The 19,986-nt window shown below is 66.7% G+C and carries 16 protein-coding genes; 9 read left to right on the top strand and 7 right to left on the bottom strand.

The features are described 5' to 3' along the window. Positions 1 to 136: 136 nt before the first annotated feature. Positions 137 to 1,216 carry a purine-nucleoside phosphorylase gene (locus tag ACN8ZM_RS32210; protein ID WP_043180933.1) on the top strand — a complete coding sequence of 360 codons (1,080 nt, stop codon included), beginning with the start codon at positions 137 to 139 and terminating at the stop codon, positions 1,214 to 1,216. Between the two features lie 220 nt (positions 1,217 to 1,436). On the opposite strand, the gene ACN8ZM_RS32215 is transcribed toward ACN8ZM_RS32210, so the two are convergent. Then, positions 1,437 to 1,730, bottom strand: a complete 294-nt coding sequence (locus ACN8ZM_RS32215) for a DUF4148 domain-containing protein (RefSeq protein WP_027790465.1) — start codon at positions 1,728 to 1,730, stop codon at positions 1,437 to 1,439. Between the two features lie 429 nt (positions 1,731 to 2,159). Next, a complete protein-coding gene (ceoR, locus tag ACN8ZM_RS32220) occupies positions 2,160 to 3,164 on the bottom strand; it encodes a putative multidrug efflux transcriptional regulator CeoR (protein WP_420211811.1) in 1,005 nt (334 codons plus the stop codon). Between the two features lie 174 nt (positions 3,165 to 3,338). On the opposite strand from ceoR, the gene ACN8ZM_RS32225 reads away from it, so the two are divergent. From ACN8ZM_RS32225 to ACN8ZM_RS32245, 5 genes are all read left to right on the top strand, one after another. Further along, positions 3,339 to 4,199 carry an alpha/beta hydrolase gene (locus tag ACN8ZM_RS32225; protein ID WP_043180926.1) on the top strand — a complete coding sequence of 287 codons (861 nt, stop codon included), beginning with the start codon at positions 3,339 to 3,341 and terminating at the stop codon, positions 4,197 to 4,199. A 32-nt stretch (positions 4,200 to 4,231) separates the two neighbouring features. Then, positions 4,232 to 5,449: a multidrug efflux RND transporter periplasmic adaptor subunit CeoA gene (gene ceoA, locus ACN8ZM_RS32230; RefSeq protein ID WP_043180924.1), complete on the top strand. Its 1,218-nt coding sequence runs from the start codon at positions 4,232 to 4,234 to the stop codon at positions 5,447 to 5,449. A gap of 45 nt (positions 5,450 to 5,494) precedes the next feature. Continuing rightward, on the top strand, positions 5,495 to 8,695 hold the full coding sequence (gene ceoB, locus ACN8ZM_RS32235; protein WP_043180921.1) for a multidrug efflux RND transporter permease subunit CeoB: 3,201 nt from the start codon (positions 5,495 to 5,497) through the stop codon (positions 8,693 to 8,695). Between the two features lie 10 nt (positions 8,696 to 8,705). After that, positions 8,706 to 10,247, top strand: coding sequence for a multidrug efflux transporter outer membrane subunit OpcM (gene opcM, locus ACN8ZM_RS32240; RefSeq protein WP_420211812.1), 1,542 nt, complete (start codon positions 8,706 to 8,708; stop codon positions 10,245 to 10,247). Between the two features lie 417 nt (positions 10,248 to 10,664). Next, a complete protein-coding gene (locus ACN8ZM_RS32245; protein WP_420211813.1) occupies positions 10,665 to 11,666 on the top strand; it encodes an SLAC1 anion channel family protein in 1,002 nt (333 codons plus the stop codon). A 233-nt stretch (positions 11,667 to 11,899) separates the two neighbouring features. Here ACN8ZM_RS32245 and ACN8ZM_RS32250 read toward each other — a convergent pair whose 3' ends face one another. Together ACN8ZM_RS32250 and ACN8ZM_RS32255 are read right to left on the bottom strand one after the other, a co-directional pair. Continuing rightward, entirely contained in the window at positions 11,900 to 13,393 is a 1,494-nt protein-coding gene (locus ACN8ZM_RS32250) for a M81 family metallopeptidase (RefSeq protein WP_420211814.1), read from the bottom strand. 101 nt (positions 13,394 to 13,494) lie between these two features. Then, a complete protein-coding gene (locus ACN8ZM_RS32255) occupies positions 13,495 to 14,799 on the bottom strand; it encodes an MFS transporter (protein WP_089451792.1) in 1,305 nt (434 codons plus the stop codon). 141 nt (positions 14,800 to 14,940) lie between these two features. Here ACN8ZM_RS32255 and ACN8ZM_RS32260 point away from each other — a divergent pair, with 141 nt between their 5' ends. Continuing rightward, positions 14,941 to 15,912, top strand: coding sequence for a LysR family transcriptional regulator (locus ACN8ZM_RS32260; RefSeq protein WP_043180910.1), 972 nt, complete (start codon positions 14,941 to 14,943; stop codon positions 15,910 to 15,912). Positions 15,913 to 15,939: 27 nt separating this feature from the next. On the opposite strand, the gene ACN8ZM_RS32265 is transcribed toward ACN8ZM_RS32260, so the two are convergent. Continuing rightward, positions 15,940 to 16,830: a LysR family transcriptional regulator gene (locus ACN8ZM_RS32265; protein WP_420211815.1), complete on the bottom strand. Its 891-nt coding sequence runs from the start codon at positions 16,828 to 16,830 to the stop codon at positions 15,940 to 15,942. Positions 16,831 to 16,929: 99 nt separating this feature from the next. Between ACN8ZM_RS32265 and ACN8ZM_RS32270 the strand changes: the two genes are divergently transcribed. Next, positions 16,930 to 17,373, top strand: coding sequence for a PACE efflux transporter (locus ACN8ZM_RS32270; protein WP_043181473.1), 444 nt, complete (start codon positions 16,930 to 16,932; stop codon positions 17,371 to 17,373). A gap of 123 nt (positions 17,374 to 17,496) precedes the next feature. Continuing rightward, positions 17,497 to 18,435, top strand: coding sequence for a hypothetical protein (locus ACN8ZM_RS32275; RefSeq protein ID WP_420211816.1), 939 nt, complete (start codon positions 17,497 to 17,499; stop codon positions 18,433 to 18,435). Positions 18,436 to 18,523: 88 nt separating this feature from the next. On the opposite strand, the gene ACN8ZM_RS32280 is transcribed toward ACN8ZM_RS32275, so the two are convergent. Together ACN8ZM_RS32280 and ACN8ZM_RS32285 are read right to left on the bottom strand one after the other, a co-directional pair. Beyond that, complete coding sequence (locus ACN8ZM_RS32280) at positions 18,524 to 19,375, bottom strand: alpha/beta fold hydrolase (RefSeq protein ID WP_043180903.1); 852 nt, start codon at positions 19,373 to 19,375, stop codon at positions 18,524 to 18,526. Positions 19,376 to 19,645: 270 nt separating this feature from the next. Further along, entirely contained in the window at positions 19,646 to 19,975 is a 330-nt protein-coding gene (locus ACN8ZM_RS32285) for a DUF3579 domain-containing protein (protein ID WP_043181471.1), read from the bottom strand. Positions 19,976 to 19,986 lie beyond the last annotated feature (11 nt).

Consider the following 19,986-nt stretch of genomic DNA (forward strand, 5'->3'; position numbering starts at 1 on the left):
CGCGTGCATTTCGTCCGGACGGCACCATCGCTGCCGTTTCGTAGTCGGGTTCCGCATCGCGCATGCCCGTTCTATACTCCGTCGCGCAGTCTCCGAGAGCCGTTCTCACCCAACATCATCGAAACAAGGAACGCCGATGCTGACTCGCTCCATTCTTTCCGCTGCTGCATTCTCGCTCGCCGCCTGTGCCACTGCGCCGTCGATCGCGCAGGACAACCAGGGCAACGACGCGGGCAACAATGCATTCGCCGAGACCGGTGCACAGGGCCGCCCGGTCAAGGTCATGATCATCACGATGTTCGGTCCGGAGGGTCAGGCATGGCTCGACCGGCTCGGCCCGTGGCGCGACATCGCCGTGCCCGGCCTGTCGCCCGACTACCCGAACGTGCATTGCAACAAGCAGGACGTGTGCGTGGTCACGACCGGCATGGGCTATGCGAACGCGTCGGCGACGATCATGGCGCTCACGTTCTCGCAGCGCTTCGATCTGCGCCGCACGTACTTCCTGATTTCCGGGATCGCGGGCGTCGACCCCGCGCAAGGCACGATCGGTTCGGCCGCGTGGTCGAAATACCTCGTCGATTTCAGCCTGCAGTGGGAGCTCGATGCACGCGAGATTCCGGCCGGCTGGAATACGGGCTTCCTCGGCATCAACACCAAGAGCCCGAACGACAAGCCGCCGCTCGACTATCGCACCGAGGTGTTCCAGCTCAACCCGCAACTGACCGACGCCGCGGTCGCGCTGTCGCGCAACGTGGTGCTCGCCGACAGCGCGCAGGCGCAGGCCGCGCGCGCGAAGTTCACGTATGCGCCGGCGAACCGGCCGCCGACGGTGATTCAATGCGACACGTCATCGGGCAACACGTGGTTCTCGGGCACGCTGATCGGCGAGCGCGCGCGCCAGTGGACCAAGATCCTGACCGACGGCAAGGGCACCTACTGCATGACCGCGCAGGAAGACAACGCGACGTATGAAGCGCTCAAGCGTGCGGCGAGCGTGAAGCGGGTCGACCTGTCGCGCGTCGCGCTGCTGCGCACGGGGTCGGATTTCGACCGGCCGTATGCGGGGCAGACGAGTGCCGACAACCTGCTGAACTACGCGGACCAGGGCGGCTTCGCCCCGGCGACCGAAAACCTGTACCGCGCGGGCAATCCGCTCGTTCAGGACATCGTGACGCACTGGGGCGAATGGCGCGACGGGGTGCCGCGCCGGTAAGCGCCGGGTAACGACTCAGCCGGCGGTCAGTGCGCTTGCGGGGCCGAACGGAACGGCGTCCACACCGGCGTGGTGTCGTCCCAGTGATCGAGCGGCGAAGGGAGTTGATCGTTCATCATGTGCTCCTGCAACTAACTATCTAACTGACTGACTCGGCGAGTCGTCGATAGGGAAATCGCGACGCCGTGCACGGGGCAACCCGCTGCGCGGCGTTGCGCGTTTACCGGCCCCCGCCGGCGAGCTGGTTGCTTTCCGGCATCGAGCGATACGGGCCTTGTGCCAGTTCGAGCCCTTGCGGATACGAATTGGCCTTGCGCAGGTACGCGAGCGTGCCGTCCTTGCGTGCTTGCTCGACTTCCGCGCTCACCTCGGCGCGCGTGCGCGGGCCGTAGTGCTGCGAGTACCACGACGTGTTGCCGTAGTCACCGGCGTGCGGCGTACCCGAATCGGCGAAGGCCGGTGCGGACACGGCGAGCGTGAGGGCGAGGGCGGAGAGAAGATGGCGGCGGTTCATGGCGAAACTCCAGTCTTTCGGAGCTGGCGCTAGCGCGCTTACTCCGGTCCCATCAAGCGGGATCTGTTCGATGCGCAACGAGGTGCGCGACAGGGTTTACTCTAGGTATCTGTTCCGTCGCGATAAATGCGGCAGATGCGAATTGAATTGTCGTGTCAGTGGAACAATCGACATCCGTACGGCTGGCAGGGTTATGCGGAAACCGCTCGAACCCGCTTGCAGCGGGCCTCGCGCGGGTGCGGCGACGGCGCGCGACGACGCCTGCGGACGATTGCGTCGCCTGGCACAAAGGTTTGCTGCGGATTCGGGAAGGATCAGGTGCGCCAGGCTGGAACGTGGCGCGGAGGCGGGGCGACGCGCGGGCTGCACAGCCCGCGCGTGCGGTTCAGTTGCTCAGTTCAGGCGCGCAGTTCGGTCGCCCGGAGCCGATTACGCGACCCATTCGTTGATGACCGGCGTGTCGAGCACCGGTGCGCGCTCGGCTTCCTCGAACGTGCGCTTGCTGCAGGTCGCGTCGAGGCAGCCCTTGCCGCTCAACAGCGGGCAGCGGTCGAACACTTCGGCGACCCAGTCGACGAACACGCGCACCTTCGGCGACAGATGGCGGCTGTGCGGATACACGACCGAGATCGGCATCGGCAGCGGCTTGACGCCGGGCAGCACTTCCTTGAGCCGGCCTTCGCGCAGATGCGGCAGCACCATGAAGAGCGGCGGCTGGATCAGCCCGAAGCCTTCGATCCCGCAGGTCACGTACGCATCCGCGTCGTTCACCGACACGATGCCTTCCATCTTCATCTCGACTTCCTTGCCGTCGGTCAGGAACGTCCAGTCGATCGTGCGGCCGGTACGGCTCGAGAAGTAGTTGACGGCCTTGTGCTGGCTCAGGTCGTCGATCGTCTGCGGCTCGCCGTGGCGTTCGAGATAGTCGGGCGACGCGACCGTCACGCATTCGAACAGGCCGACCCGGCGCGCGACGAGCGACGAGTCCTGCAGTGCGCCGACGCGGATCACGCAATCGACACCTTCCTGCAGCAGGTCGACCGGCCGGTCGGACAGGCCGAGCTGCAGGTCGATGTCCGGATAGCGCGTATGAAATTCGCACAGCGACGGAATCACGAGCAGCCGCCCGATCGAACCCGGCATGTCGATACGCAACTTTCCGTGCGGCTTCCGGTTGTTCGCCTGGAAGCTCGCCTCGGTTTCCTCGACGTCCGCGAGGATCCGCACGCATCGTTCGTAGTACGCGGCGCCGTCCGGCGTGAGCGACAGCCGGCGCGTGGTCCGATGCATCAGCCGCACGCCGAGGAAGGCTTCGAGATTCTGGATGATCGTCGTGACGGACGCTCGCGGCAAGCTGAGCGTTTCTGCTGCCTTGGTGAAGCTGCTTGTATCGACGACGCGAGTAAACACCTGCATGGCCTGAAGCCGGTCCATCACAACCTCCGCAATCTAATGAGCCTCCCGAATAAGAAGGCTGCGCTACCTCGTGGGTAAACGCAGCCTCGGATTGTTCGGGGGCGTTGAATTGTGTTGCCGGATTATAGGCATTTATCCCAATGTCTGCCGGACCCAGAATTCGTTCCATCTCGAAATGGATGCTGCATCGTCATGGACGCTTCTGAATTCAGCAAATTCCTGAAGGCCGCGTTGCCCGTGCAAGCCACGGCAGGCGCGGCGCTGACGGTCGCCGAAGTGGAAATTCCGGGCTACGCGCAGGACATCGTGCTGCGCCTCTACCGGCGACCGGACAAGACCGGGTTGCCAGTAGTGCTTTATTTCCACGGCGGCGGCTTTGTCCGCGGTTCGCTCGAAGACGCCGATTTCGCCGCGCGTTTTTTAGCAGAACGCTTACCAGCTCTCGTAGTGTCGGTCGATTATTCGCTCGCGCCGGCTTTTCCGTTTCCGGCTGCGCCGGAGGATGCGTATCGCGCGGCCGTGTGGGCCGCGACGCGCGCCCGCGCGTTCGGCGGCAACCCGAAGAAGATCGGTGTCGCGGGCCACGACGCGGGCGGCCAGCTCGCGAACTGCCTGGCGTTCATCGCGCGCGATCGCGGGGAAGTATCGATCGTCGCGCAGGCGCTGTTCGGGCCGATGCTCGACCCCAGCATGACGCGCATCGGCGACGCCGAGCGCCTCGCTTCCGACATCACCGCGCGCGAATGCGCGGCCTGTTATCGCGCGTATCTGCCGCAGGCCGCGCAACGCATGCACCCGTATGCGGCGCCGCTCGAATCGGTGCGCCTCGCGGGGCTGCCGCCGACGCTCGTCGTCACCGCGCAGAACGACGTGCTGCACGTCGAAGCGGAGAAATATGCGGGCTGCCTGATCTCGTCGGGCGTGCTCACGCAGGTGATCCGCTATCCGGACATCACGCACGCCGCGCTCGCGACGCACGAAGCCGCCTTCGAGGAAGCCGTGCGCTTTCTCCAGTGCCGCTTCCAGGCGCGCCAGCCGAACCGTTCCGAATAAGCAAAACCAATCCACGTTTACTGGAGATCCACATGGCCATCCTACGCACCTCCCGTTCCCGAATCGCGACAGCGGCGATCGTGACGCTCGCCGTCGTCGGCCTTGGAACGTTCGGCGCGATGCGCGTGAACGCGAACGCACCGGAGAAAGCGGCCGCGCCGCTGCCCGAAGTCGACGTTGCAACCGTCGTGCCGCAGACCGTGACCGACTGGCAGAGTTATTCGGGCCGCCTCGAAGCGGTCGAAAAAGTCGACGTGCGCCCGCAGGTGTCGGGCACGATCGTCGCGGTGAATTTCAAGGACGGCGCGCTCGTGAAGAAGGGCGACGTGCTGTTCGTGATCGACCCGCGCCCGTACCAGGCCGAAACCGATCGCGCGGCTGCGCAGCTCGCGGCCGCGCAGGCGCGCAACGGCTACGCGCAGACCGACTGGCAGCGCGCGCAGCGGCTGATCGGCGACAACGCGATCGCGAAGCGCGATTACGACGAGAAGCAGAATGCGGCGCGCGAGGCGACGGCGAACCTGAAGGCCGCCGAAGCCGCGCTCGAAACGGCGCGCATCAACCTCGGCTATACGCGGATCACCGCGCCTGTCGCGGGCCGCGTGTCGCGTGCGGAAATCACGCTCGGCAACGTCGTGTCGGCGGGCGCGTCGGCCGCGCCGCTGACGACGCTGGTGTCGGTGTCGCCGATCTACGCATCGTTCGATGCGGACGAGCAGACCTACCTGCAATACATCAACGGCGCGCGCAACGGCCGCAAGGTGCCGGTCGAGCTCGGCCTCGCGAACGAAACCGGCTACTCGCGCAGCGGCGAGATCGACTCGGTCGACAACCGGCTCGACACGTCGTCGGGCACGATCCGCGTGCGTGCACGCTTCGACAACGCCGATGGCGCGCTGGTCCCGGGCCTCTATGCACGCGTGAAGGTGGGCGGCAGCGCGCCGCACGAGGCGCTGCTGGTCGACGACGCGGCGATCAACACCGACCAGGACAAGAAGTTCGTGTTCGTCGTCGACCAGCAGGGCCGCGTGTCGTACCGCGAAGTGCAGCAGGGGATGCAGCACGGCAACCGGCGCGTGATCGTGAGCGGGCTCTCGGCCGGCGATCGCGTGGTCGTGAACGGCACGCAGCGCGTGCGCCCCGGCGAACAGGTGAAGCCGCACATGGTCCCGATGACGGGGGGTGACGCGCCGTCCGCGCCTTTGGCGGACAACGCGAAGCCGGCCGCACCGGCGAAGGCGGATTCGTAAGCGGCCCGCCGCTTCGCCTCCGCGTTCAACCAGACAGAGCCACACATGAACATTTCAAAATTCTTTATCGACCGGCCGATCTTTGCAGGAGTCCTATCGGTGATCATCCTGCTCGGCGGGGTGATCGCGATGTTCCTGCTGCCGATCTCCGAGTATCCGGAAGTCGTGCCGCCTTCCGTGATCGTGAAGGCGCAGTATCCGGGCGCGAACCCGAAAGTGATCGCCGAGACGGTCGCGTCGCCGCTTGAAGAGCAGATCAACGGCGTCGAGGACATGCTCTACATGCAGTCGCAGGCGAACAGCGACGGCAACATGACGATCACCGTCACGTTCAAGCTCGGCACCGATCCGGACAAGGCCACGCAGCTCGTGCAGAACCGCGTGAACCAGGCGCTGCCGCGCCTGCCGGAAGACGTGCAGCGGCTCGGCATCACGACGGTGAAGAGCTCGCCGACGCTGACGATGGTGGTCCACCTGATCTCGCCGGACAACCGCTACGACATGACCTACCTGCGCAACTACGCGCTGATCAACGTGAAGGATCGCCTGTCGCGGATCCAGGGCGTCGGCCAGGTGCAGCTGTGGGGTTCGGGCGACTACGCGATGCGCGTGTGGCTCGATCCGCAGAAGGTCGCGCAGCGCGGGCTGTCGGCCGAGGACGTCGTGCAGGCGATCCGCGAGCAGAACGTGCAGGTCGCGGCCGGCGTGATCGGCGCGTCGCCGTCGTTGCCCGGTACGCCGCTGCAATTGTCGGTGAACGCGCGCGGCCGTCTGCAGACGGAAGACGAGTTCGGCGACATCGTCGTGAAGACGACGCCGGATGGCGGCGTCACGCACCTGCGCGACATCGCGCGGATCCAGCTCGACGCATCCGAATACGGGCTGCGCTCGCTGCTCGACAACAAGCCGGCCGTCGCGATGGCGATCAACCAGTCGCCGGGCGCGAACTCGCTGCAGATCTCGGACGAAGTGCGCAAGACGATGGCCGAGCTGAAGCAGGACATGCCGGCGGGCATCGACTACAAGATCGTCTATGACCCGACGCAGTTCGTGCGCTCGTCGATCAAGGCCGTCGTCCACACGCTGCTCGAAGCGATCGCACTGGTCGTGATCGTCGTGATCGTGTTCCTGCAGACCTGGCGCGCATCGATCATTCCGCTGATCGCGGTGCCGGTGTCGATCGTCGGCACGTTCTCGCTGCTGCTCGCGTTCGGGTATTCGATCAACGCGTTGTCGCTGTTCGGGATGGTGCTCGCGATCGGGATCGTGGTCGACGATGCGATCGTGGTGGTCGAGAACGTCGAGCGCAACATCGAAAGCGGGATGAACGCACGGGCGGCGACCTACAAGGCGATGCAGGAGGTGAGCGGGCCGATCATCGCGATCGCGCTGACGCTCGTCGCCGTGTTCGTGCCGCTCGCGTTCATGTCGGGCCTGACCGGCCAGTTCTACAAGCAGTTCGCGATGACCATCGCGATCTCGACGGTGATCTCGGCGTTCAACTCGCTGACGCTGTCGCCGGCGCTGTCCGCGATCCTGCTGAAGGGGCATGGCGACAAGGAAGACTGGCTCACGCGCGTGATGAACCGCGTGCTCGGCGGGTTCTTCCGTGGCTTCAACAAGGTGTTCCATCGCGGCGCGGAGAACTACGGCCGCGGCGTGCGTGGCGTGCTGTCGCGCAAGACGGTGATGCTCGGCGTGTACCTCGTGCTGGTGGGCGCGACCGTGCTCGTGTCGAAGGTCGTGCCGGGCGGCTTCGTGCCCGCGCAGGACAAGGAATACCTGATCGCGTTCGCGCAGCTGCCGAACGGCGCGTCGCTCGACCGCACCGAGAAGGTGATCCGCGACATGGGCTCGATCGCGCTGAAGCAGCCCGGCGTCGAGAGCGCGGTGGCGTTCCCGGGGCTGTCGGTGAACGGCTTCACGAACAGCTCGAGCGCGGGCATCGTGTTCGTCACGCTGAAGCCGTTCTCGGAGCGGCACGGCAAGGCACTGTCGGCCGGCGCGATCGCGGGTGCGCTGAACCAGAAGTACGGCGCGATGAAGGACTCGTTCGTCGCGGTGTTCCCGCCGCCGCCGGTGCTCGGCCTCGGTACGCTCGGCGGCTTCAAGATGCAGGTCGAGGATCGTGGCGCGGTCGGCTATGCGCGGCTCGCGGATGCGACCAACGACTTCATCAAGCGCGCGCAGCAGGCGCCTGAACTCGGCCCGTTGTTCACGAGCTACCAGATCAACGTGCCGCAGCTCAACGTCGATCTCGATCGCGTGAAGGCGAAGCAGCTCGGCGTGCCGGTGACTGACGTGTTCAACACGATGCAGGTGTATCTCGGCTCGCTGTACGTGAACGACTTCAACCGTTTCGGGCGCGTGTACCAGGTGCGCGTGCAGGCCGATGCGCCGTTCCGCCAGCGCGCGGACGACATCCTGCAGTTGAAGACGCGCAACGACAAGGGCGAGATGGTGCCGCTGTCGTCGCTCGTCACGGTGACGCCGACGTTCGGCCCGGAAATGGTCGTGCGCTACAACGGCTATACGGCGGCCGACATCAACGGCGGCCCGGCACCGGGCTTCTCGTCGGGGCAGGCGCAGGCCGCGATCGAGCGCATCGCGCACGAGACGCTGCCGCGCGGCGTGCGGTTCGAGTGGACCGACCTCACGTACCAGCAGATTCTTGCAGGCGATTCGGCGATGTACGTGTTCCCGATCAGCGTGCTGCTCGTGTTCCTCGTGCTCGCGGCGCTGTATGAAAGCCTGACGCTGCCGCTCGCGGTGATCCTGATCGTGCCGATGAGCATTCTGTCGGCGCTGACGGGCGTGTGGCTCACGCAGGGCGACAACAACATCTTCACGCAGATCGGCTTGATGGTGCTGGTGGGGTTGTCGGCGAAGAACGCGATCCTGATCGTCGAATTCGCGCGTGAACTCGAACACGACGGCAGGACGCCGCTCGAGGCCGCGATCGAGGCAAGCCGGCTGCGTCTGCGCCCGATCTTGATGACGTCGATCGCGTTCATCATGGGGGTGGTGCCGCTCGTCACGTCGACGGGGGCCGGTGCGGAAATGCGCCATGCGATGGGGGTCGCGGTGTTCTTCGGGATGCTCGGCGTGACGCTGTTCGGGCTGATGCTGACGCCGGTGTTCTACGTCGTGCTGCGGACGCTCGCGGGCGGCAAGATCCACGTCGCCGGGAAGGACTCGACCGGCTACGGTGTGCCGTCCCAGGGCGTGCCGGCTTCGGATGCTTGAGGACCAGAAGATGAATAACTTGCACAACACGAATGGCCTGATGCGCTTCGCGAAGGTGGCGGCCGCGAGCACCCTGCTCGCGACGCTGCTCGCCGCGTGCGCGGTGGGCCCCAACTACAAGCGCCCGGATGCGCCGACGCCCGCCGCGTTCAAGGAAGCGCCGACGCTCGCTGTCGGCGAACAGGCCGGCACGTGGAAGACGGCCGAGCCGGCGGACGGCGCGCATCGCGGCGAATGGTGGACGGTGTTCGGCGACCCGGTGCTCAATTCGCTCGAGACGCAGGCGCTCGCCGCGAACCAGAACCTGAAGGCCGCGGCCGCGCGGGTCGAGGAAGCGCGCGCGGCGACGCGTTCGGCGCGCTCGCAATGGTTCCCGCAGATCGGCGCCGGCTTCGGGCCGACGCGCGAAGGGCTGTCGTCGGCGTCGCAGTTCCAGCCGCAGGGCACGGGCCCGACCAATGCGACGCTGTGGCGCGCGCAGGGCACGGTGTCGTACGAAGCCGACCTGTTCGGCCGCGTCGGCCGCAACGTCGAGGCGTCGCGTGCCGACCAGGCGCAGAGCGAAGCGCTGTTCCGTTCGGTGCAGCTCGCGCTGCAGGCGGACGTCGCGCAGAACTACTTCGAACTGCGCCAGCTCGATTCCGACCAGGACCTGTACCGCCGCACGGTGGAGCTGCGCGAGCAGGCACTGAAGCTCGTGCAGCGCCGCTTCAACGAAGGCGACATCAGCGAGCTCGACGTGTCGCGCGCGAAGAACGAGCTGGCGACCGCGCAGGCCGATGCGGTCGGCGTCGCGCGCCGGCGTGCAGCGTCCGAGCATGCGCTCGCGATCCTGCTCGGCAAGGCGCCCGCGGATTTCGCGTTCAAGGAAACGCCGATCGTGCCGGTGGCGGTGAAGGTGCCGCCGGGCCTGCCGTCCGCGCTGCTTGAACGCCGCCCGGACGTGTCGGCGGCCGAACGTGCGATGGCGGCCGCGAACGCGCGGATCGGCCTCGCGAAGTCGGCGTACTTCCCGAAGCTCGACATCACGGGGGCGTTCGGCTATGAAGCATCGACGCTCGGCAGCCTGTTCATGTGGTCGAGCCGCACGTTCCTGCTCGGGCCGTTCGCGGGCACCGCGCTGACGCTGCCGCTGTTCGACGGCGGGCGTCGTGCGGCCGGCGTGCAGCAGGCGCGTGCGCAGTACGACGAGCAGGTTGCGAACTACCGGCAGCAGGTGCTCGTCGCGTTCCGCGAGGTCGAGGACAATCTCGCCGACCTGCGCCTGCTCGACGACCAGATCCGCGCGCAGGATGCGGCTGTCAACGCGTCGCGGCGCGCGGCGACGTTGTCGCGCACGCAGTATCAGGAAGGCGAGGTTGCCTATCTCGACGTGATCGACAGCGAGCGCTCGGTGCTGCAGTCGCAGTTGCAGTCGAACCAGTTGACCGGCGCACAGGCGGTGTCGACCGTGAACCTGATCCGCGCGTTGGGCGGTGGATGGGGCGCGGCGCCGGCGGCTGCCGCGGTCGGCGATGCGACGACGGGCAAGGCGGAGGTCGCTGCGCGTTGACGATTCGACGCGCATGACGGCCCGTGTCGGGCCGCCGCTGCCAGCGCGGCCAGAACAACCCCGATCCGTGGCGACGCGGATCGGGGTTTTTTTTATCGTTCCGGACGTCGCTTCGGACCGGTCGCGCCGACGGTCATGCCGATATCTCTCATCGGGCTGCGCTGACGCGGCCTGTCGTCATCGCGCATCCATGAGACGAATTCGCTAAATATCAAGACGGAATAGCGCAAAAGATATCGACGCGCTGCGCATACTAGCGACTCTGTCACGACCGCCGCTCAAGGACATCATGCCGAACCGGAACACGTGTCGCGTTAGCCGAATGATTCGCGCCATGACTTGTTTCGCGCGTGCCTGGGATGCGGTTGCCGCGCCTGACGCGCAAGCCGAGTCGATCGTTTTTTCCGGGGGAACACGATGATGACCGCCGTACCCACATCCACCGCCGTGGATTCGGGCAGTACGCTCGCCCATTTGCCCATCGCCCTGTTCGGTTCGGTGATGGGGTTGACCGGACTGGCCGTCGCCTGGCGGTTCGCACAGGTTCAGTTCGGCGCGCCATCGTGGGTGGCCCAGGTGGTCGGCACGATCGCACTGGCTGCATTCGTGGCGCTCGCAGTCGCCTATCTTGCGAAGCTGGCGACTCATCCCGACCGGGTGCGCGCGGAATTCGCGCATCCGATCGCAGGCAACATGTTCGGCACGCCGATGATCAGTCTTCTGTTGATCCCGCTGTTGCTGGCGGACACGCATCTGCTGCTGGCGCGTGTTCTCTGGTGTATCGGTGCCGCGGGCATGACGCTGCTCGCGTGGTGGATGGTCATGCGCTGGATCAGCGTACGACAGCAACCCGAACATGCCACGCCGGCCTGGATCGTTCCCGTCGTCGGCATGCTCGATATTCCGCTGGCTGCACCCGCGCTGGGCTGGGCGCACGGCATGCACGGATTGATGGCATTCGGGACCGCGGTCGGCCTGTTTTTCGCGGTGCCGTTGTTCACGATGATCGTGTCGCGTCTGATGTTCGCCGAGCCCTTTCCCGATGCGATGCGGCCGTCGCTCCTGATCCTGTGCGCGCCATTCGCGGTCGGATTTTCGGCCTACGTGGCCACCACGGGCGTGATCGACGATTTCGCCACGGGCCTCTACATGGTGATGCTTTTCGTGCTGGCCGTGCTCGTCACACGCCTGTGGCATCTGGGCCGTTGCTGCCCGTTTCGCGTGTCGTGGTGGGCCGTCAGTTTTCCGCTGGCGGCGTCTGCTGTGGCGGCGCTGAAATATGCGGGCTTCGCGCAACACCCGTCGGCGGATGCCATTGCTGCCGTGCTGCTCGGATTGGCCAGTCTCGTGATCGCGGCCTTGTTCCTGCGCACCGCCTGGGGCATTGCGCGTGGAGAGTTGCGGACACTGAGCACGTGAATGTATCGGTGGGGGAGGCGGGTAAGGGGGCATTGCAATGCCCCTTTTGATGACGAGATGTCGTCCATCGCCATGTTGCAACTAACGGTCAATCCGGGCCGGCATCTTCCAACGGTGCGGACGGCGTCCCGCCGCCCACACCGGTCAGGCACCGCCGCCCGCAGGACTCGGGACGGAACGGGGACTTTGACTGCGTTGCCGAATACGCTTCAGGTGGTGCGGATACGCACGCGTCACGCGCCCGCGAACGCGTCGCCCATCGGTCTCGTTCGGATGCCGCGCGCGAGCCGCGTCCACGGCAGGTCGGCCGGGTCGGCCTGCATCGGTCCCGGCGCCTTCGCGATCAGGATGGCGTGCGCGATGCCCTGGAAGTCGGCGCGGAAATGCACCGAACTCTTGTTGACGAGGATTTTCATCGCTTCCGGTTCGATGCCGCCCACGCGGTACAGGTTGCGATCGAGCATCTGCGCCTTGCCGCCGCTGACGACGATCCGCACGCCGTCGATCCTCAGGCAGGCGACCGGCCCGACGTCGGCCAGCATGCCGTTCATCATCGGCCCGTCGTAGCGGCACACGCCGTCCGATACCGCGACGACCTCGAAGTGTCCGCGAAACGGCTCGTCGCCGGGTACGCCGGAGCCGCCGAGCGACAGTTCGATGCGCGCGCCGACACCGGCTCGCACCGCCGCCGCGGCTGCGACCGGATCCCACAGCAGGCCGAGCGCCGCGTTTTGCGCGCCGTTGCGCAGCAACGCGCGCAGCAGGCCCGTCGTGTTGGAATCGCCACCCGCCCCCGGGTTGTCCTGCGTGTCGGCGATCACGACCGGCCGGCTCGCGCCTTCCGCGAGCCGCATGGCTTCGCGCACCGCGTCGTCAGGCGACAGGAACGGGACTTGCCACTGCGCTTCGTCGGCCAGCATCTTGTCGTACAGCGCCTGCACGGCTGCGTCGACTGCGTCGGCGTCGCCATAGCCCCAGATGACCGGCCCGCACTCGGGGAAATCCGCTGCCGGAAAACCCGGCGCGAACGACAGCGATGCGACGCCGTCCGTCTCCAGCGCCGCGAGGCGCGCGTACATCTCGCGCGCGGGATCGAGCAGCGTGCACATTCCGTTGATCGGGATCAGGAACGGCAGCCGCCGCGCGGCGCGGCGTAGCGGGTCGCCGCCCGCGAGGAGGCGTTCGAGCAGCACGGCCGTGCGTTCGCCGGTCTCGGCCATGTCCACGTGCGGGTACGTGCGATAGGCGACCAGCGCGTCGGCATGGCTCAGCATCCGGTCGGTGACGTTCGCGTGCAGGTCCAGCGACGCGATCACCGGCACGGCCGGGCCGACCGCGTCGCGTACGCGTTCGAGCAGCGTTCCTTCGCCGTCGTCGGTATGCTCGGCGACCATCGCGCCGTGCAGGTCGAGATACACCGCATCGAAGTCGCCGCGCCGCGCCGCGTCGACGATCTCGCCGGCGATCCGTTCGAATGCATCCTCGGTGACATGCGCCGACGGGCTCGCGCCCGCCCAGATCACCGGCTGCAACGCCCAGCCGCGCCGCTCCGCCGCGTTGATGAAGCCCCCCGCCGGGATGTTGACGTTGCGCAGCGTGAGCACGTCCGCGCCGCGCGCCATGGCCGGAAAGCCTTCGCCGCGTTCGAAGTTTGCATAGGCGGCCCGCGTGGGGGCGAAGGTGTTGGTTTCGTGCTGGAAACCGGCGATCAGGATGCGTGTGGTCATGAGACTGATTCCAGGAAAACGGTCGGTGCAGGCGACGCGCGCCTGCCGGCAGGGCCAGCGGTACGGCGCCGCACGAGGTCAATGGGGCGAGGCGACGTGGATCAGCGCGTCGCGTCGGGGAGGCGGTTCATGATCAGCGTCACGGCGCCGGCGATCATCAAGGCGACGATCACCAGCAGCCCGGCCTGCATGCTGCCGGTTGCGGTGCGGATCTCGCCGATGACGGTCGGGCTGAGGAAGCCGCCGATCAGGCCGATCGTGTTGATGAGCGCGATGCCGCCGGCGGCCGCGTTGCCGGTCAGGTATTGCGACGGGATCGCCCAGAACACGGTATAGGCGGCCCACGTCAGCGCCGTCGCGATCGTCATGCAGACGAGCGAGATCGCGAGGTTGCCGTCGGAGAAGGTCGCGGCGGCCAGCGCGGCCGCGGCGACCAGCGCCGACACCGCGCTGTGCAGCCGGCGTTCGCCGCGTCGATCCGAGCGTCGGCCGATCACGAGCATCGCGCCTGCGGCCGCGATATACGGAATCATCGAGTAGAAGCCGATCTGCATCGTGTCGGTCACGCCGTTCGCCTTGAGAATCGACGGCAGCCAGAAGCTGACCGCGTAGATCCCGCAGATCATCGTGAAGTAGGCGAACGCCAGCAGGTAGACGCGCGGGTCGCGCGCCGCCTGCCCGAACGCATGGTGGCCGGCCGCGGGCGTGTGCAGCTCGGACGCGAGCAGGCTTTTTTCGCGGTCGGTCAGCCACGCCGCATCGTCGGGCCGGTCGGCCAGCACCTTGAGGACGAAGAGGCCGAGCAACGCGCACGGCAGGCCTTCGACGACGAACATCCATTGCCAGCCGGCCAGGCCGTGTGCGCCGTCGAAGGCGGTCATCAGCCAGGTCGACAGCGGCGAGCCGACGATGCCGCCGATCGGGCCGGCGAGCATCACGACCGCCATTACGCCGGCCATGCGCCGCGTGCTGTACCAGTACGTCAGGTAGAAGATCATCCCCGGCGCGAAGCCGGCCTCGAACACGCCGAGCAGGAAGCGCAGCACGTAGAACGAGGTTTCGTCGCGCACGAACATCATGGCGGCCGACGTCAGGCCCCATAGCACCATGATCCGGCTGATGGTCTTGCGGGCGCCGATCCTGGGCAGCAGCAGGTTGCTCGGAATCTCGAACAGCACGTAGCCGAGAAAGAAGATGCCGGCACCGAGGCCGTACGCGGCGTCGGAGAAGCCGAGCGCGCTCTGCATGTGCAGCTTCGCGAAGCCGATGTTCACCCGGTCCAGATAGGCGAACGTGTAGCACAGCAGCAGGAGCGGCAGCAGGCGCCAGTTCAGCTTGCGATACAGGGCCTGCACGGGGGCGCTGTCCTGGGCCGCCGGATGGCGGAAGGAGGAAACGGCGGACATATCGGTCTCCGGTGACGTGGGCGACTTGCAACAGGGATCTCGGTTGCTGCATCGTCGGAGAGACGAAAAAGCAGAGCAAGAGCAACTTCCATGAGCTAATGTTGCTCAACAGGCAACACAAGGCGACGAACCGGAATCTCCATGCGCGAACTGAACCAGCGCCGCTTGCGCTACTTTCATGAAGTCCTGACCCACGGCTCGATCCGCGGCGCAGCCGACAGCATCAACACCGCGCCGTCGGTGATCACGCGGCAGATCCGGTTGCTCGAGGAGGAAATCGGCGTCGAACTGTTCGAGCGCCAGGCACGTGGCGTGCGGCCGACCGAGGCTGCCGCGCACCTGCTCGAATACTGGCGCGGTTGCCGCTCGCAGCAGGAACTGTTCGAGGAGCGGTTGCAGGCGCTGCGGCGGCTGCAGTCCGGCCAGGTGCGCATCGTGACCAGCGAAGGCTATGTCGACGTGCTGATGGACGAGGTGCTGACCGATTTCTGCATGCGCTATCCGAAGCTCGACGTGATCGTCGACGTGCTGCCCGTCAACAACGTGCTGCAGGAGGTGGCCGAGAGCCGCGCGCATATCGGGCTGGCGTACAACCCGCCCGCGCATCCGGAGATCCGGTATCTCGCGACGTCGTCGCAGCCGGTGGTGGCGCTCGTGCACGCGGGCCATCCATTCGCGGTACGCGGCGGCGCGGTGCGCGCGCACGAGCTCGGTGCGTATCCGCTCGCGCTGATGCCGCCAGCTTTCGGCCTCGGTCAGGTTGCGCAGATGCTCGCCTATACGGAGAACCTGCCGATCCGCCCGACGCTGACGACCAACTCGCTTGCGGTGCTGCGCCATTTCGTCAAGCGCCATGAAGGGGTCACGCTGATCGGCGCGTTTGCGGCCTATCGCGAGCTGGAGAGCGGCGAACTCGTCGCGCTGCCGATCGAGCATCCGTTGTTCGATTCCGCGAAGGCGCGCCTGCTGGTGAAGATGGGGCGGCCGCTCGGCGTGGCGGCCGACACGTTGCTGAACTGCTTGCTGCACGACATGAAGATGTTCGCGACGGCGGATGGCGCCGGCCGGAACAAGGCGGCGACGCGGAAGCGGGCGGCCCGGCGCGCTCGATAGCGCGTGCCGGGCCGCCGCATGCAACGATCAGGTGGCGTCGCGGCCCGCCCGCAGCGCGCGAAGCAGTTCGCTCGCCGCCTTGCCGAGCCCCGTGTGTTTCGGCCGCCGCAGGTACACGGGCAGCGGCAGCCCGTTGCGGATGTTGGCGAACACGAGCGGCGCGAGTTCGCCGTCGGCGACGTATCGGCCGATCACGGATTCCGGCAGGTTCGCCCAGCCGTGTCCGGCCTTCACGAGCGCGATCGCGGTGGCCATGTCGGTTACCTTCCACGAGCGGTTGCCGATCAACGGCCGCACGTCGGTCAGCGGCCGCTCGGGATCGGCGATCACGATCTGCCGGAACCCGGACAGCCGCTCGATCGCCTCGGGCTGCGCGCATTCGGCGATGGCCGGATGGCTCGGCGCGGCGACCGCGACGAACGTCTCCGTCCACAGCGCGTGGATCTGCTCCTGCGGATGCAGGTCGAGCCCGCAGTACGCCACACAGAGATCGATGGCAGTGCGATGCAGCGCGTCGACGATCGCGTCCTGCGGCGCCGTGACGACGCTGATGGCGAGCGCCGGATACTTCGCGGCGACCGCCATCAGCGCACGGGCGACGGGCGCCGGGTCGATTTCGGCCGCGACGCCGAGCCGCAGCGTGTCTTCGACGCCTTCCGACAGGTGCTGTGCGTGTGCGCGCAACACCTGCAACTGCCCGGCGATCGACCGCGCGTCGGGCAGCAGCGCGGCCATCGCGGCGGTCGGCGTCGGTTCGCGGGTGGCGCGGTCGAACAGCACGAGGTCGAGTTCGGCCTCGAGGTTCGCGATCGCCATGCTGATCGCCGACGGCGTGCGGCCGAGCGCCCGCGCGGCCGCGGAAAACGAGCCTTTGTCGATGACGGTCAGCAGCATGTCGATGTGGTCGCTGGTCAGCATGCGCGGGTCTCCTGTCAGAAAAATTGAAAGGACCTGACTTTTGCGGACGCATTACCCGCTGATAGTCTCGCCACCTTGTTCGATAGAAGGTGGATGGTCATGCAAGGGTTGAAGAGACGCATAGTCTACGTCGTGATGTTCGAGGTGCTCGGCATCCTGATCGCATCGTCGGTGCTCGGCATGCTGAGCGGCGCGAGCGTGGCGACGAGCGGCCTGATGGGGGTGATGATCTCGACGACGGGCGTCACCGTCAATTTCCTGTACAACCTCGCGTTCGAGGCGTGGGAGCGCAAGCGCGCGGCGACGACGCGCACGGTCGGGCGCCGCGTGCTGCATGCGATTGGCTTCCAGGTTGCGCTCGTGACGTTCCTGATCCCGCTGATCGCGTGGTGGCTCGACGTGTCGCTGCTGCAGGCGTTCCTGTACGACGCGGTGCTGATCGTGTTCTTCCCGATCTTCACGTTCGCGTACAACTGGGCGTTCGACAGCGTGTTCGGGCTGCCGGATGCGGTCACGCGCAAGGCGGAGCCGGCGGTCTGGTGAGCGACGGCGCGGCGCGTCCGCAGGCAGCCGCTACAATCGCGCAAAGCATCGTTCGGGCGTGCGGGCCGCATGCCCGACGGTATTCCGTCGCGATTCATGCGCCCGAGCGGGCCGTTCAAACCGATGAGCATTCGAAAGACGTCGATATCCTGCGTGGCGTGGCTTGCCGGCGCATTCATCGTTGCCTCGTCCGCGCAGGCGGAAGGGCCGAGGGGGCTGCCGCGCAGCGAACAGGCCGATAACGGTTACGCCTCGACGCAATTGCTGCTCAAGCCGTGCGTCGACGTGCGCAAGCTGAGCGACGACCCGGATGACGATCTGTTGAAGGCGGCCGGCGCCGCGCGTGCCGCGCTGCCGCCCGGTACCTGCGACAACGCCGCATTGGCGGAGAAGGTGTTCACCGCAAGGTTTCTCCAGTACGCGACGCTTGCCGTGGTGGACGACCCGTGGAATATCGACGAGAAGATCGATGCGCAGAACCGGGCAATCGGGCGCTGCAAGGACACGCGATGTCTCGATCGCGAACTGGATGCCGTGATCGGTGCGCTGTCGCCGCTGTACCTGCATGCGCATCCCGTGTGGCCGCGCGGCAACGGCCTGTGCACGAGCGCTCCGGTCGATGCGCGTGCCGATCGCGCGCTGGCACCGCTCGGCACACGTGTACGCAAAGCACTTGCCCGCGAATGCGGCGACGAAGCGGTGACCGCGCAAACCTGCGAAGGCCCGCACGGCAAGATGCTGTTCGTGAGCTGCGAGATGAGCGGGAACCAGGTCAACGCGAATCAATGGCTGTACCGTGCGCGCAAGCGCGGATTCGAACCGCTGCTGGGCGTCGACGACGGCCCGGTCGGCGTGCTCGACACCACCTGCAACGGGTGGCCCGACCTCAAGACGCTGGCCCGGATCAGCATGGGTGAGCATCAGGCGACGTATTACCGCTACGACGGCGGCACGTACCAGCCCGTCTACTCATACACCGAAACGGGTGTCGGCAGCGACGGCGACGGCCGCGACCTGGTCGTTGCGCAGGGCGGGCCGTCCGTCCGCGTGACCTGCCGATAACGGCCAGACGAAGCGGCGATGCGGCGTGTATCCGCATCATCGTTGAACAGCGAGGAGAACGGGCGGCGCAGAAGCCGCCCGGGCGTATTTACGCGGCGATGAACTCGTGCACGTAACGGTTGAACACGGCGGGGCTCGCCGCGTTCATCCCGTGCGATGCGCCGGCGACGGTCTGTCGTTGCGCGTTGCCGATCCACTGCGACAGCGTATCGACGTTGTTGCGGAACATCTTCGGGCTGCGCTGGCCGTCGATCAGCAGCGTGCGGCATGCGATGTCGCCGGCCGTGTGCTGCGAGTACGCGGGCAGCGGGTCGCGCAACTGCTTCGGCAGCGTGCTCGCGTTGTCGATCGCCATCGTGCGGAAACGCGACGTGCTCTTCTTCCAGGCGCCCGGCAGGCTCACGGAATCGACGAACATCTCGAGGCCCGATTCGACGTCGCCTTGCCCGATCAGGTTCACGGCCTGCGTGCGCAGCGCGATTGCGGCGGCCGGCAGCGCGGCTTCGCGCACGCCCGGCTGTTGCAGCGGGCCGCCCGGATCGGCGAGCGTCAGCGACTCGACGAGGTGCGGATGCTGGCGTGCGACGTTGAACGCGACACTGCCGCCGCGCGAGTGGCCGACCAGGTGCACGGGGCCGAGATCGAGCGCGTCGATGAATTCGGCGAGCTCGTTGACGTGGTTCTGCCAGCCGAACTCGTCCTGGATGCCCGCTTCGACGGCCGGCCAGTAATGGCTGAGGCTCGGCGCGATGCAGCGATAGTGGGCCGACAGCGAGGCGAGCTGCGGATCCCAGTAGCGGTAGTCGCACAGCGAGCCGTGCACGAACACCATCGGCGCGCCGCTGCCCCGCTCGACATACGGCAGGCTGATGCCTGACGAAAGCGTCGCAAATTGCAGGTCGGGGTTCGCGAGCACGGACGGCTCGATTCGCATGTTCATCTGAAAGACTCAAAGGTGCGTCAACACGACGCAACTATGCATCACGGCGACCTGCAAGGAAAACGCATAATTTTCATCGTCACGATCAATTTTATTGATGGCTCGGCCGCAAACCCTTGTCGGAGGGGGACGGGTGTCGATGCTTTCAATCGTATAACGATTGACCGTGGTGCTGGAATGGCCGGAAAAGGGGCGTGCGGGGGCCTGCGCACCGGCGCATCGCACCTTTGGAAAACGGGAAAGTCGCGAGCCGCGAAAGCGGCCCGCGTGTCAGCGCACCGCTAGCGCGGGCGCGGTCTGAAGCTCGACGGGGAGGTCGTTGTCGGCGGCGAACTGCATCGCGAAGTCGAATGCGTCCGCGCACACGGTGCGCAATTCGTCCGACACGAACAGGCATTTGGCGCCGCCGTCGACGACGGGCATCGCGAGCCGCGACAGCGCGCACGGATAGCCGGGCCGCCGTTCGCCGACGAACAGCGTGATGACGCCCGCGAGGCGCTCGGGCCAGTCGCTCGGGCGGAAGGTTTTCTGCGCGTGCGTGACGCCGCGGATCAGGTGGCCGGCGAGGCGGCCCTGTTCGGTGACTTCGATGCGATCCATGCTGTGCGTGT

The organism is Burkholderia aenigmatica, assembly GCF_048627025.1.
Taxonomy (GTDB): Bacteria; Pseudomonadota; Gammaproteobacteria; order Burkholderiales; family Burkholderiaceae; genus Burkholderia; species Burkholderia aenigmatica.